Source organism: Paenibacillus glycanilyticus NBRC 16618, from assembly GCF_004000805.1.
GTDB lineage: Bacteria > Bacillota > Bacilli > Paenibacillales > Paenibacillaceae > Pristimantibacillus > Pristimantibacillus glycanilyticus.
Genome location: NZ_BILY01000020.1, coordinates 94,822 through 108,409 on the forward strand (window position 1 = coordinate 94,822; position 13,588 = coordinate 108,409).

Consider the following 13,588-nt stretch of genomic DNA (forward strand, 5'->3'; position numbering starts at 1 on the left):
TTTGCCGACATGATAATATTCAACAATTGTCCAAAATATTACAATAAGAAAAAAGCCCTATCTTTAATTTCAAGATAGGGCTTTTCGATGAATTTCCGATAGGATGGTAGTCCCAGGAAATTATTGCTTAATTTTTTCCAATTCCTGAAGCAGCTGGGTATTTAAAATTTTGATGTAGGTCCCTTTCATCCCCAGCGACCTAGTTTCAATAACGCCGGCGCTTTCCAGCTTGCGCAGGGCATTAACGATAACGGACCTTGTAATACCTACCCGATCCGCAATTTTAGAAGCAACAAGCAGGCCTTCTTTCCCTTCCAGCTGCTCGAAAATATGCTCGACCGCTTCGAGCTCGCTGAAGGATAGCGAGCCAATCGCAACCGAAACAACCGCACGGCTGCGCGCTTCCTGTTCAACCTCTTCTGCGCGTTCACGCAAAATTTCCATGCCGACAATTGTCGAACCGTATTCGGCCAGCACAAGATCGTCATCATCAAAGGAGCCGTTCGTGCGTGTCAGAACAAGCGTACCGAGACGGTCTCCTCCTCCTGTAATTGGTACTACAGTCATGATTTCTTGTTCGCCAAGCGCCGGGAAAGTCTCATAGACCCCCGTATCCGGAGCAACGTTTGTTACGGGTTCCTGCATGTCCAGAAATAGGCTGTTACTCACTTGCGGAAAGCGCAGCTCTTCTACAGACATTGAACGAAGCGTGTCATGATCATAAGGATTCACGGCTGCGCAGCCTAGAACCTTTCCTTTACGGCTGACCACAAACACGTTGGTCTGTATGGTACTGCACAATACCTCAGCCATCTCTCTGAAATTGAGCGCTTTGCCGGCTGCTCGCTGCAGCAGCCGGTTCAACGTTCTTGTTTTTGTAAGTAAAGTCATTCCAAAGCCTCCCAAAGCTCATCCCAACTACATTTCACTACAATATATATTGACTCAAATCGCGATTTTTCGCAATGCCTCCCACTTTTTCACGCACGTATTCGGGAGTTATGACCATATGGTCAAGGGTAATATCCGGTGCTTCGAAGGAGAGATCCTCAAGCAGCTTCTCCAATATGGTATGAAGTCTGCGGGCACCTATATTTTCGGTATTGCGATTTAAATCGGCTGCGATCGAAGCGATCTCTTTAATGGCATCGTCAGAAAATTCAATCGTAATACCTTCCGTTTGCAGAAGGGCTGCGTATTGTTTCGTTAAAGCGTTTTTCGGTTCGGTCAGAATGCTGACGAAATCCTCCAGGCTAAGCGACGTTAATTCCACCCGGATCGGGAAACGTCCCTGAAGCTCGGGAATCAGATCGGACGGCTTCGCTACATGGAAAGCACCGGCTGCAATAAACAGAACATGGTCCGTTTTTACCGGCCCGTATTTCGTCACGACCGTGGATCCTTCCACGATTGGAAGAATATCGCGCTGAACGCCTTCGCGGGACACATCGGGACCATTGCCTCTCGACGGACTTGCGATTTTATCAATCTCGTCGATGAAAATGATACCGGACTGCTCCGCGCGGGAGACCGACTCGGCAATGACGTCATCCATATTGATAAGCTTGTTGGCTTCTTCCTGAATGAGTACTTTGCGGGCTTCTTTAACAGGCAGTTTGCGCTTCTTGGTCTTCTTCGGCATGAATTGTCCCAGCATTTCCTGCATGTTCATTCCGCCTAGGCCATCCGGTCCTTGACCGCCAAGCATATCAAGCATCGTCGGGGTATTATCCTCAATCTCAACCTCTACGATTTCGTTCTCGAGTTTGCCAGCGGCCAAGTCATCACGCGCCTGCGAGCGTTTGGTGATAATAACGTTATCGTGCTCAGGCTCTTCGACCGTTTCCTTATTGTTTTGCTGATTGCCAAACAGCATTTCGAACGGGTTTTTGGATTGCTTCTCTTTTACTTTAGAAGGGACAAGCAGCGTAACGAGCCGCTCATTAGCGAGCTTCTCCGCTTTATCCTGAACAGCCTCCGTCTTTTCTACCTTTACCATCCGGATTGCCGTCTCTACCAGGTCCCGCACCATCGATTCTACATCACGGCCGACATAACCTACCTCGGTGAATTTGGTCGCTTCTACTTTAATAAAAGGAGCCTTGACCAATTTCGCCAGACGTCGCGCAATTTCCGTTTTGCCTACGCCGGTAGGTCCAATCATCAGAATGTTTTTTGGAACAATCTCATCGCGAAGCGTCTCGTCGAGCATGCTTCTGCGATAGCGGTTACGGAGTGCAATGGCGACAGATCGTTTTGCGGGCTTTTGTCCCACAATATATTTATCGAGCTCTGCTACGATTTGACGAGGGGTAAAAGCTTGATTTACCATATGATATCTCCTCCGCTTCAACCAATTTCTTCTACAATAATATTATGATTCGTATAAACGCATATGTCGGCAGCCGTTTCCAGCGCTGCTTTTGCGATATCTTTTGCTTCCATATGGGGAGCATGCTTCTGCAGCGCTCTTGCGGCGGAGAGAGCATAGTTGCCGCCCGAGCCGATAGCCAAGATGCCGTCATCCGGCTCGATAATTTCCCCGTTACCGGAAATTAGAAGCAATCCGGTCTGATCCATAACCAGCATAAGCGCCTCGAGCTTGCGGAGAATGCGGTCGGTACGCCAGTCCTTTGCCAGCTCAACGGCCGCACGCTGAAGGTTTCCGTGATGCTCCTCCAGCTTTGCCTCAAACTTCTCGAATAACGTAATCGCATCGGCAACCGAACCGGCAAAGCCCGCAATGACTTGCCCGCGGTACAAACGACGAACTTTTTTCGCTTTATTTTTCATCACGACGCTGTTTCCAAAGGTTACCTGTCCATCTCCGGCAATTGCTCCTTTACCTTCGTGACGCACCGCGCAAATCGTGGTGGCGTGAAATTCCATCTCCATCTCTTCGCCCTCCTATAGCCCGCAGATTATTAAGTTCAAATATATACGGTTGTGCTGCCCCTCAAGCGGTGCAGCATTCGACTGTTTATACGTTCAGATGATCGAAATGTTCCTTCTTGAAGCGCTCCAGGCTATCCAGCGCACGGTTCGCAATCGCTTCGTTCTTTTCCTTCTTGTTGCGGATCCGGTTCTCAAGCGGCGGGAACAAGCCAAAATTCGCGTTCATCGGTTGGAAATGCTTGAAGTCCGCCGTTGTAATGTAATGCGCCATGCTGCCCAGCGTTGTATCCTCCGGCAGTACGAGAGGTTCAAGACCGCGTGCCAGTCTCGCTGCGTTAAAGCCGGCAATCAGGCCGGAAGCAGCGGACTCCACATAACCTTCTACGCCCGTCATCTGACCAGCAAAGAATAGGGTGCTGCGGTTTTTGAGCTGATAAGTCGGCTCCATGACCCGCGGCGAGTTAATAAAGGTATTGCGGTGCATAACCCCAAATCGCACGAATTCCGCATTCTCAAGGCCCGGGATCAAGGAGAATACCCTTTTCTGCTCGCCCCATTTCAAATGCGTTTGGAAGCCTACCATGTTATAGAGGGTTCCGGCCGCATTATCCTGGCGAAGCTGGATCACGGCATGCGGAAGTTTACCGGTATGCGGGTTAACAAGACCAACCGGCTTCATAGGTCCGAAGAGCACGGTTTGCTTGCCGCGGCTCGCCATTACTTCGATCGGCATGCAGCCTTCGAAATAAACTTCCTTCTCGAAATCTTTTAACGCAGCGGTCTCCGCTGTCGTCAGCGCCTCGTGGAAAATCTCAAATTCTTCTTCAGTCATCGGGCAATTCAGATATGCCGCTTCGCCTTTGTCGTAACGGGATGCCAGATAGACCTTGCTCATATCAATGGAGTCTTTCTCGATGATCGGAGCTGCCGCATCATAGAAGTAGAAATATTCTTCGCCAAGCAAGGTACGGATCTTCTCGGACAGAGCAGGCGCAGTAAGGGGGCCTGTTGCGATGACAACAATGCTGTCTTCCGGAATGTCCGTTACTTCTTCCGTGCGAACCTCTACAAGCGGATGTTCATGAAGAAGACGCGTTACTTCCCCGGAAAAACCGTCGCGGTCAACGGCAAGCGCTCCGCCTGCAGGTACGGCGTGACGATCCGCGCTGCCGAGAATAAGAGAGTTCAGGCGGCGCATTTCTTCTTTCAGCACGCCTACGGCGTTAGCAAGGCCATTGGCGCGCAAGCTGTTGCTGCACACGAGCTCCGCAAAGTTTTTAGTATGATGGGCAGGCGTTTTGGTCTCTGGACGCATCTCGTACAAAATGACGGGTACACCTTGGGATGCGATCTGCCAAGCTGCCTCGCTTCCTGCTAGACCTGCTCCGATTACGATGACTGGTTGTTGAACTGACAATGTAAAGACCTCCAATATATGCTAACACGGCAGTGAAAACACAGCTGTCCTCCCTGCGTAAGGGAGGACTGTCGTGTGGCCGCATCTGTTTCTTTAGTTTAGGCTTGTTCTTGCTCGTCTTCGGTGATTTCTTCCGAATAATCGCAATTCGGACATTGCAGCTTCGCGCCGCTGCGGTTGCGTTTCTCGACAAGCATCGAATCGCAATTCGGACAAGGCTTGTTTGTCGGCTTATCCCAGGACACGTAGTCGCAGGTCGGATAAGTATCGCAGCCGTAGAAGATCCGTCCTTTTTTGCTGCGTCGCTCGATGATTTTGCCCTCGCCGCATTTCGGGCAAGTTACGCCGATATCCTTGACGATTGGCTTCGTGTTACGGCAGTCCGGGAAGCCGGAGCAGGCAAGGAACTTGCCGAAGCGCCCCATCTTGAACACCATATGGCGGCCGCATTTCTCGCAGATTTCATCCGAAACCTCATCTTGAATCTCGACTTCCTTCATTTCTTCCTCGGCGACTTCAAGCCGCTTCTCGAAAGATTCGTAGAAGTTAGAAAGGACTTTAACCCAGTCCTCCACCCCATCCTCTACATGGTCAAGATCCGTCTCCATCTTCGCCGTAAACTCGGAATCCAGAATTTCCGGGAAAAATTCCTCCATCATCTGATTGACCAGGTCGCCCAGCTCGGTTGGAATGAATTTCTTCTCTTCGATCGCTACGTATCCGCGTTTCTGGATCGTTTCCAGCGTCGGCGCGTACGTACTTGGACGTCCTATGCCAAGCTCCTCCAGCGTCTTAACCAATCTTGCTTCGGAATAACGCGGCGGCGGTTGAGTGAAATGCTGCTTCGGTTCGATGGAATCCGAGTTCACGACATCACCGATTGCAAAAGGCGGCAGGAATTTATGTTCTTCCTCCGTGCCGTCGTCATTGCCCTCCACGTAAACCTTCATGAAGCCGGCAAACTTGATCTTCGAACCGCTCGCACGGAAAGTGACGTCGCCGGAAGCAAGGTCTACCGTCATCGTATCAAGCACGGCGGAAGCCATCTGGCTGGATACGAAACGTTCCCATACCAGCTTATACAAGCGAAGCTGATCCCGCGAAAGGAACGGCTTCATCGATTCCGGGTCGCGGAGCGTCGATGTCGGCCGGATCGCTTCATGGGCGTCCTGCGCATTGCTGTTTTTCTTCGTGTAGACGCGCGGCTGTTCCGGATAGAACGACGGGCCGTATTTTCCTTCAATATATTCCTTCGCTTCTTCCTGGGCAACCGGTGAGATCCTTGTCGAGTCCGTTCTCATATAGGTAATGAGACCGACAGTCCCTTCCTTGCCTAGCTCAACGCCTTCATACAGCTGCTGGGCCACGGACATCGTCTTGGAAGCACGGAATCCAAGCTTTCGTGCTGCCTCCTGCTGCAAGGAGCTCGTAATGAACGGCGGAGCCGGGTTGCGAAGACGTTCTTTCTCTTTTACTTCGGCTACCTTGAACTGATTGCCAGACAAGGCTGCAAGAATCGCCTGCATCTCCTCTTCGTTGTGGAGCTCCCGCTTCTCGCCCTTAATGGAATGGTATTTTGCTTCAAACGGAACGCCTTGCTGGGTAAGCTTTGCCGTGATGGACCAGTACTCCTCCGGAACAAATGCGTCAATCTCGTTCTCCCGGTCGATAATCAGCTTCACGCATACGGATTGTACGCGTCCCGCGGACAAGCCCTTCTTAACCTTCTTCCACAAGAGCGGACTAATCTTGTAACCGACAAGGCGGTCAAGAATACGTCTGGCCTGCTGGGCATTCACAAGATCCATATTGATCTTGCGAGGCGTTTTGAAAGCATCTTTAACGGCTTGCTTCGTTATTTCGTTAAATACGACACGGCAGGTATCCGACTCGTTCAGCTCCAGATAATGAGCCAGATGCCATGCGATCGCTTCTCCTTCGCGATCGGGGTCGGCTGCGAGAAAGACGTGTTTAACCTTTTTGCTGGCGTCCTTCAACTCTTTTAATACGCTGCCCTTGCCTCGGATCGTAATATATTTCGGCTGGAAGCCGTTTTCCACTTCGACGCCAGTCTGACTTTTTGGCAAATCGCGAATATGGCCCATCGATGCTTTAACGATATATTTGCTGCCCAAATATTTGCCGATCGTTTTTGCTTTGGCCGGTGATTCTACGATTACTAATGAATCTGCCACATTAGGCGCCCCCTCTCTCCCTACATGTTACAACGCTATATAAACTGCCCCTGGCTGTTGTTCGATTTTCCGTTTTATACATAAATTTATCAGAAGTGCGCTTAAATGTCCAAAAGGGATCATCGTAAGCTGGTGCAATTCGTTAATTGTAAGCGGACGATCGCGCAGTAAATCGATTATTTTCTGCTCCTCGGCATTCATGCTTGCCGCGGCGACGGCCGCTTGTTTAGGCTTTGTCAGTGCCGCAAGCTTCTCTTCAAGCCAGCTGTATTCCTCGAGAATATGGTCGGCGCTGCTGACCAGCTTCGCTCCTTCGCGGATCAGACTGTTAGGCCCCTCGCTCTTGGGCGATGAGATCGGTCCGGGTACGGCAAATACATCACGCCCCATTTCGAGCGCCTGGTCTGCCGTAATAAGCGATCCGCTTCCCTTCGCTGCTTCCACAACGATCGTCCCCAGCGATAAACCCGCTATGATCCGGTTGCGTAGCGGAAACATTCCCGGATGAAGCGGCGAGCCAACCGGAGACTCCGACAGAATTAGCCCTTCCCGTATAATTTCCTGGTAGAGCGATCGGTTCTCGGGCGGATAACAAAGATCAACCGGACTAGCCAGTACGGCAATCGTGCTTCCATGGCCCCGCAAAGCCGCTTCATGCGCTTTGCTGTCAATCCCCCTGGCAAGACCGCTCACGACGGTCAAACCACGCCTAGAAAGCTCCTCAGACAGCGCTAACGCGGTATGCCTGCCATAGGCGCTGGGATTTCTGGTCCCTACCATTGCAATCGAAGGTCTCTTCAAGAGCTCAACGTTCCCAAGAGCATACAGCACCCATGGCGGCTGCGGTATCCGTCGAAGCTCTTCTGGATATGCCTCGTCATACGGAGTGATCACTGCTGCACCAAGCGCCCGAGCCCGGAGATAAGGCGACTCTGGCCAATCAAAAGGATCTTGCCATCGTCTGGCCGCAGCCTCTGCTTGCGCCCGTCCAAAACCGATTGCCGTCCAATCGAAAGCGCTATTGCCATCCAGGCGCTCCCAAGCTTTATGGGCAACCGCTTTCTGAACGGTATGCCATCCTATGCCCGAACATTCGTGGAGCATGATAACCATCTGCTTACATTTATCAACGTTTAGCGTCATTCTTGCCGCCCTCTCCTCTGGGGAGGTCAGCCTGCATTCTTTCCTATTGTGCGTTACATGGCAAAAGAATGCAAGTCAACCCGAAATTTTATGAAAAAAAAAGCAACCTTTCAAGCCCAAAACGGGCATTGAAAGGTTGCTTACCTTTACTGCTTCATTAATATGCTATTAAACGATTAGGCTTGAGCAACGCCAGTGGTGCATTTCTCAAGCAGGCCTTTTTCTTCAAGCACCGATACGAGCGTCGAGCCCATGTCGGAAGGCGTTGGAGCAACTTTGATTCCGCACGCTTCCAAAGTAGCGATTTTCTCGGCAGCCGTACCTTTGCCGCCGGAAATAATAGCGCCCGCATGACCCATGCGTTTGCCCGGAGGAGCTGTAGCGCCGCCGATGAAGCCGACAACCGGCTTCTTCATGTTCGCTTTGATCCACTCAGCAGCTTCTTCCTCTGCTGTACCGCCGATCTCGCCGATCATGATTACCGCGTAAGTGTCCGGATCATCGTTGAAACGGCTCAAGATATCGATAAACTCGGAGCCTTTAACCGGGTCGCCGCCGATACCTACTGCGGACGATTGACCGATACCGCGAGTGGAAAGCTGGTGAACCGCTTCGTAAGTCAGAGTTCCCGAGCGGGAAACAACGCCTACATGGCCTTTCGTGTGGATGTAACCCGGCATAATGCCGATTTTGCACTCGTCAGGAGTAATAACGCCTGGGCAGTTAGGACCGATCAGAGTCGTTTTGCTGCCTTCCATGTAGCGTTTTACTTTAACCATATCAAGTACTGGAATACCTTCCGTAATACAGATAACCAGATCAAGGCCAGCATCTACCGCTTCCATGATCGAGTCTGCTGCGAACGCAGGCGGCACATAGATAACCGATGCTGTTGCCCCAGTAGCTGCTACCGCTTGTTCAACTGTATTGAATACTGGAAGAGATACAACGTTCCCGTTTTCCAGTGTGATATCGACGTTAGTGCCGCCTTTACCAGGAGTTACGCCGCCTACCATTTGCGTACCGTAGTCCAATGCGCCTTTCGCATGGAACAAGCCAGTTGCGCCTGTAATCCCTTGAGTGATTACTTTTGTATCTTTGTTAACCAAAATACTCATCGAATTTCACATCCCCGTTAATAAATTCGTACTATTTGACGAGATTAACGATTTTTTGTGCGCCGTCTGCCATCGAGTCAGCCGCAACAATGTTTAATCCCGATTCGTTCAACATTTTTTTGCCAAGCTCAACGTTAGTACCTTCCAGTCTTACAACGAGCGGACGGTCCAGGCCAAGCTCTTTCGCAGCTGCGATAACGCCATCAGCGATAACGTCGCAACGCATAATGCCGCCGAAGATATTAACGAAGATACCTTTTACGTTCTCGTCGGACAGAATGATTTTGAACGCTTCAGTTACTTTCTCTTTTGTAGCGCCGCCCCCTACGTCAAGGAAGTTGGCAGGGTCGCCGCCGTAGTATTTGATGATGTCCATTGTAGCCATCGCAAGACCAGCGCCGTTAACCATACAGCCGATGTTGCCATCAAGCGCGATGTAGCTCAGGTCATATTTCGATGCTTCGATTTCTTTCGCATCTTCTTCTTCCAGGTCGCGCAGCGCCACGATATCTTTGTGACGGTACAGAGCGTTGGAGTCGAAATTCAGCTTCGCGTCAAGCGCCATAACGTTGCCGTCGCCGGTAACAACAAGCGGGTTGATCTCAGCGATAGAGCAATCTTTATCAACGAATGCATTGTACAGAGCGATCATGAATTTAACCGCTTTGTTAACAAGCTCGCCAGGAATGTTGATTGCGTAAGCAAGCTTGCGCGCTTGGAATACTTGCAGACCGATTGCCGGGTCAATGACTTCTTTGATGATTTTCTCAGGCGAATGAGCTGCTACTTCTTCAATCTCCGTGCCGCCTTCTTCGGAAGCCATCATGGTTACGCGGCCAGTGCCACGGTCGATAACAACGCCTACATAGTATTCTTTCTTGATGTCGCAGCCTTGCTCGATAAGAAGACGTTTAACTTCTTTACCTTCCGGGCCTGTTTGATGAGTAACGAGCACTTTGCCAAGAATTTCGCTGGCATACGCACGAACTTCATCGATGTTTTTCGCTACTTTAACGCCGCCCGCTTTACCGCGGCCGCCAGCGTGAATTTGCGCTTTTACTACTACCACTGGGGTACCCAGTGCTTGCGCAGCTTCTACCGCTTCGTCAACGGAGAAAGCTACCTTTCCTTCTGGAACAGCAACGCCGTACTGTTTCAGGACCTCTTTGCCTTGATACTCATGGATATTCATTGTTAGAAATCCTCCATTTCACAGACTCAACTTCAGTCATATGTACACAAACCTTAATCATTGTAGCATTATTTATGCCATATTTCGACCCTTCGGGTTTCGGTTTTTTGATATGGATTTGATCTCAAAATGAGATTAAATCACCGACGGACTCCTGTAGTATGCCCTAATTTCTTGAAGAATTCATACTTGTTTTTCCAATATTGACAGACTTGTCTTTTTTACACTATGATGGCTTTAACGATAACTTTATATAACGAGATTCGGACGTAAGGAAGCACCTTCATCCTATTTTTGGAGGTGCTTTTTTTTGTGTTCAGTTTAATGCATAGCAGCAGCGTTCTTGGAGTTGAAGGTAAAGAAATTTCCGTGGAAGTCGATATAGCCAACGGTTTGCCGCAGGTCAGCGTCGTTGGCCTGCCCGACCCCGCCGTCAGGGAATCTGTAGAAAGGGTCCGCGCAGCGATTAAGAACAGCGGATTCGCTTTCCCGCTGGAACGCATTACCGTCAATCTGGCTCCGGCGGATTTGCGCAAGGAAGGCACCGCCTTCGATCTTGCGATCGCGGCGGGTATTCTGACCGCGAGCGGTCAACTTGAAGCGAAGCCATTCGAGCAATCGATGCTGATCGGAGAATTGTCCTTGAATGGCGATATCCGTCCCGTGCCCGGCGTTTTGGCCATGATCGAGCAAGCCAAGCGGTCCGGCATACGCAAGGTGCTGCTGCCTCTGGCAAATGCCAAGGAAGCCGCTTGGATAACGGAGATGGAGTTGTATGCGGTAACCCATCTCAAAGAGCTTCTAACCCAGCATAAGGGCTCTGAAGCTTGGTCCGACATCCGGTTTGACGCCGCTGCCAGCAGGCAGCTTGCTTCTGCCGCCGCGGCTGAAGAGCATGCGGTTGATATAGGGGATTACAGCGATGTATACGGGCAGCAGCAGGCCAAGCGCGCATTGTTAATTGCCGCAGCCGGGAAACACAACATCTTGTTCGCGGGCCCCCCCGGAACCGGCAAAACCATGATGATCCGCCGACTCCCCGGCATCCTGCCTCCTCTTACCGAAGAAGAAGCGCTGGAAGTGACCAAGATTTACAGCGCGGCAGGCAAGCTGTCTACCGATGCTAAAGGTCTGATCAGGATTGCTCCCTTCCGCTCGCCGCATCACACGATATCGGCCGGAGGGCTCATAGGCGGCGGTTCGGTGCCGAAGCCCGGCGAGGTCACCCTCGCCCATCATGGCGTGCTTTATCTGGACGAGCTTCCGGAGTTCTCCCGAACCGTACTTGAAGTATTGCGTCAACCATTGGAGGACGGGATCGTCACCATAGCAAGGTCAAGAGCCGTATTTCATTTTCCGGCCAGGCTTATGCTGGCTGTATCCTTTAATCCTTGCCCATGCGGGTATGCTGGCCATGAAACGGCCGAGAAACGATGCAGTTGCAGTGATTCCGCAATTGCCAAATACAAAAGCAAGATGTCCGGCCCCCTTCTTGACCGGATCGATATCCAGCTCGAGGTTCCCAGGCCGATTGAACGGGAAGGCAATGCGGAAATCCCTGCCGAAATGAGTTCTTCCCGGATGAGGCAGCTTGTGCTTGAGGCACGGACAAGAAAAGAAAGACGGGATGAAGAGCTCGGGCTCAAACCTGGAGCACGGCTGTCCGGAACATCGCTGAGGCGCTCTATTTTAATGAAGAAGGAAGCATTTGAGCTGCTTGATCATGCGCTTACGGTGCTGAATATAAGCATGCGAGCGTATGACCGTATTTTACGGCTGGCGAGAACCATCGCGGATGTGGAAGGCAGTGACTGCGTGGAGGATGTGCATGTGGCGGAAGCGATTCAATACCGGAGACTTGATATATAAAAGCAAAAAGCGGCTTTCTACCGGTTAGAAAGCCGCTTTTACATGTTTAATTTCGCCGATGGAGTCATCGCGGTTCATGGTGACAGCAATGACGTCAAACCGCATGGGAGGATAGGTTAAATGTCTCATTCGCAAATACACCTGGGCGACAAGCGCCACCTGCTGCTGCTTGCGCCGGTCTACGGATTCGGCCGCCGTCCCGAATCGACCTCCCGCTCTTCTTGTTCTTACTTCGACAAAAACAAGCGTATCATCGATGGTTGCGATAATATCGATTTCTCCGGATCGGCAGCGCCAATTCCTCTCAATGACAGTATATCCGCCGTTCTCGAGATATTGGCAAGCGGCCGTTTCGCCGGCCAGCCCGGTATGCCTTCTGCGGTCCTCACTCATCCAAATCCCTCGCTCTCTGATCGGAACGATAAACAAAGCTCAGGATCTCGGCGACCAGCGTATAAAGCTCGGGCGGTATCGATTGATCGACATCCAGCTTGGACAATACTTCCACAAGCGAAGAGTCCTGCTGCACTGGCACTTGATGCTCTGCCGCCTGCTCCAATATTTGCTCCGCCAAATAACCTCTCCCTTTAGCGGTTACGACCGGCGCTTTGTGCACGCCGGGCTCATATTTCAACGCTACGGCCTTTTTAACCGTCCTCTTCTCTTTACCGTTCTTCTGTTCCGAACTCATGCCCGTATGTCGACTCCTTTATAACGCGTGTTCACGAATTGAGCCGGATCCGGCATGATCCGTTTAACCCCTTCTCCCTCATCGCTATCCGCTCTTGTTGGAGTAGCGCGAAGGGATAGGAGCTGATAGCCCGCCTGATTAAGACTTGCCGTTATTTCATTGCGGGAGGAATCTACAAGCGCAGCTATTGCAGGATGATCGTTCCATAACGTCAAGCTGACGATTTTGTCCATGACATTCACGTCAACCAAGGTAGGTCCTAAAGTCTTCATCGACAAATCGAACAACAAACGGCAATTCTCAGCGTCCAGCTGGCCTTGCCGCCCTCTTCTCGTCTGAATATGAACGGAAGCGGTCTGATTCCCATCCGGGCCGGTAAGCGGCACAAACATCGTCAGATGGGAGAAAACGGCTCCGTTTCGTTCCGGGGATAACAGCAGCTGCTGTCCCGTTATCTGCTGGACGAGCTGTTGCGCGGTCTCGCGCAAAGCAGGCGGTGCGTCGCTGGATGCGGCAATGGCAAGCAGCGTACTCTTTAGCGATTCCTGCGCTGCAGGCTTGGCATCATCCGCGCTCACCCTGTCCGGTGACAGCTGTTGCGGTGTCACTGGCAACTCGCGGGATCGCTCGGTATGGACCGTTCTCTGCTCTTTGTCGAGAGGCGCAGCTGCTTCAGCCTGGTCCGACTGTTGCCCTGCCGCTTGCTGGGCATTCGAGCTTTGACGCGTCTCCTGGCGACCTTCTGCCGGCTGTTGGCGTGTTAGCGCATCCGCAGAGCCCTGTGGACTGCGTGCAGCGATTGGCTCGTCTGCAACCCCGCTGTCGTTGCCATTGCCGCTGACCACCATTGAAGCATCCTGCTCCTGAGGCTGAACAGCCCCTTGAGAGGGCGGGACCTTCAATTGCTTCGACAATTGATTCTCATAGTCGACGCCCATCCATTTCATCATCTGGCCCAGCCAGTTACCGGATGAGGCTGTGCTGCCGCCCGTGGCCGCGCCAGGGCGAGCGCCTTGCGGCTCCGCGCCATGCTCCGCGGGCTCCGCCGCGGACGCTTGCGCTGCCGCA

General features: G+C 51.7%; 11 protein-coding genes and 1 pseudogene. 1 reads left to right on the top strand and 11 read right to left on the bottom strand.

Annotation, left to right across the window (positions count from 1 at the left end):
- Positions 1–120: 120 nt before the first annotated feature.
- From codY to sucC, 8 genes are all read right to left on the bottom strand, one after another.
- Positions 121–891 carry a GTP-sensing pleiotropic transcriptional regulator CodY gene (gene codY, locus PGL01S_RS17340; protein ID WP_127495836.1) on the bottom strand — a complete coding sequence of 257 codons (771 nt, stop codon included), beginning with the start codon at positions 889–891 and terminating at the stop codon, positions 121–123.
- Between the two features lie 37 nt (positions 892–928).
- The gene (gene hslU, locus PGL01S_RS17345; RefSeq protein ID WP_127495837.1) at positions 929–2,332 is read right to left on the bottom strand and encodes an ATP-dependent protease ATPase subunit HslU; all 1,404 of its coding nucleotides are present in this window, start codon (positions 2,330–2,332) and stop codon (positions 929–931) included.
- A gap of 17 nt (positions 2,333–2,349) precedes the next feature.
- Positions 2,350–2,895: an ATP-dependent protease subunit HslV gene (gene hslV, locus PGL01S_RS17350; RefSeq protein ID WP_127495838.1), complete on the bottom strand. Its 546-nt coding sequence runs from the start codon at positions 2,893–2,895 to the stop codon at positions 2,350–2,352.
- Positions 2,896–2,980: 85 nt separating this feature from the next.
- The gene (gene trmFO / locus PGL01S_RS17355; RefSeq protein ID WP_127495839.1) at positions 2,981–4,312 is read right to left on the bottom strand and encodes an FADH(2)-oxidizing methylenetetrahydrofolate--tRNA-(uracil(54)-C(5))-methyltransferase TrmFO; all 1,332 of its coding nucleotides are present in this window, start codon (positions 4,310–4,312) and stop codon (positions 2,981–2,983) included.
- Between the two features lie 98 nt (positions 4,313–4,410).
- Positions 4,411–6,507 (bottom strand): type I DNA topoisomerase, encoded by a 2,097-nt coding sequence (topA, locus tag PGL01S_RS17360; protein WP_127495840.1) that lies wholly within the window; start codon positions 6,505–6,507, stop codon positions 4,411–4,413.
- A gap of 27 nt (positions 6,508–6,534) precedes the next feature.
- On the bottom strand, positions 6,535–7,650 hold the full coding sequence (gene dprA, locus PGL01S_RS17365; protein ID WP_127495841.1) for a DNA-processing protein DprA: 1,116 nt from the start codon (positions 7,648–7,650) through the stop codon (positions 6,535–6,537).
- Positions 7,651–7,826: 176 nt separating this feature from the next.
- Positions 7,827–8,768, bottom strand: coding sequence for a succinate--CoA ligase subunit alpha (gene sucD / locus PGL01S_RS17370; RefSeq protein ID WP_127495842.1), 942 nt, complete (start codon positions 8,766–8,768; stop codon positions 7,827–7,829).
- 31 nt (positions 8,769–8,799) lie between these two features.
- The gene (gene sucC / locus PGL01S_RS17375; protein WP_127495843.1) at positions 8,800–9,960 is read right to left on the bottom strand and encodes an ADP-forming succinate--CoA ligase subunit beta; all 1,161 of its coding nucleotides are present in this window, start codon (positions 9,958–9,960) and stop codon (positions 8,800–8,802) included.
- Positions 9,961–10,272: 312 nt separating this feature from the next.
- On the opposite strand from sucC, the gene PGL01S_RS17380 reads away from it, so the two are divergent.
- Positions 10,273–11,829 (top strand): YifB family Mg chelatase-like AAA ATPase, encoded by a 1,557-nt coding sequence (locus PGL01S_RS17380; protein ID WP_127495844.1) that lies wholly within the window; start codon positions 10,273–10,275, stop codon positions 11,827–11,829.
- 24 nt (positions 11,830–11,853) lie between these two features.
- On the opposite strand, the gene PGL01S_RS17385 is transcribed toward PGL01S_RS17380, so the two are convergent.
- From PGL01S_RS17385 to PGL01S_RS30870, 3 genes and pseudogenes are all read right to left on the bottom strand, one after another.
- Positions 11,854–12,222, bottom strand: a complete 369-nt coding sequence (locus tag PGL01S_RS17385; RefSeq protein ID WP_127495845.1) for a YraN family protein — start codon at positions 12,220–12,222, stop codon at positions 11,854–11,856.
- Positions 12,215–12,520 carry an EscU/YscU/HrcU family type III secretion system export apparatus switch protein gene (locus tag PGL01S_RS17390; RefSeq protein ID WP_127495846.1) on the bottom strand — a complete coding sequence of 102 codons (306 nt, stop codon included), beginning with the start codon at positions 12,518–12,520 and terminating at the stop codon, positions 12,215–12,217. The genes PGL01S_RS17385 and PGL01S_RS17390 overlap by 8 nt, the downstream gene beginning before the upstream one ends.
- Positions 12,517–13,588, bottom strand: a pseudogene (locus PGL01S_RS30870) (flagellar hook-length control protein FliK); the annotation flags it as partial. The gene PGL01S_RS17390 and the pseudogene PGL01S_RS30870, both read right to left, overlap by 4 nt.

What these genes read in the sequence shown, in the direction of transcription:
- codY (WP_127495836.1), bottom strand. Translation starts at nt 891, where the DNA reads ATGACTTTACTTACAAAAACAAGAACGTTGAACCGGCTGCTGCAGCGA.
- hslU (WP_127495837.1), bottom strand. Translation starts at nt 2,332, where the DNA reads ATGGTAAATCAAGCTTTTACCCCTCGTCAAATCGTAGCAGAGCTCGAT.
- hslV (WP_127495838.1), bottom strand. Translation starts at nt 2,895, where the DNA reads ATGGAGATGGAATTTCACGCCACCACGATTTGCGCGGTGCGTCACGAA.
- dprA (WP_127495841.1), bottom strand. Translation starts at nt 7,650, where the DNA reads ATGACGCTAAACGTTGATAAATGTAAGCAGATGGTTATCATGCTCCAC.
- sucD (WP_127495842.1), bottom strand. Translation starts at nt 8,768, where the DNA reads ATGAGTATTTTGGTTAACAAAGATACAAAAGTAATCACTCAAGGGATT.
- sucC (WP_127495843.1), bottom strand. Translation starts at nt 9,960, where the DNA reads ATGAATATCCATGAGTATCAAGGCAAAGAGGTCCTGAAACAGTACGGC.
- PGL01S_RS17385 (WP_127495845.1), bottom strand. Translation starts at nt 12,222, where the DNA reads ATGAGTGAGGACCGCAGAAGGCATACCGGGCTGGCCGGCGAAACGGCC.
- PGL01S_RS17390 (WP_127495846.1), bottom strand. Translation starts at nt 12,520, where the DNA reads ATGAGTTCGGAACAGAAGAACGGTAAAGAGAAGAGGACGGTTAAAAAG.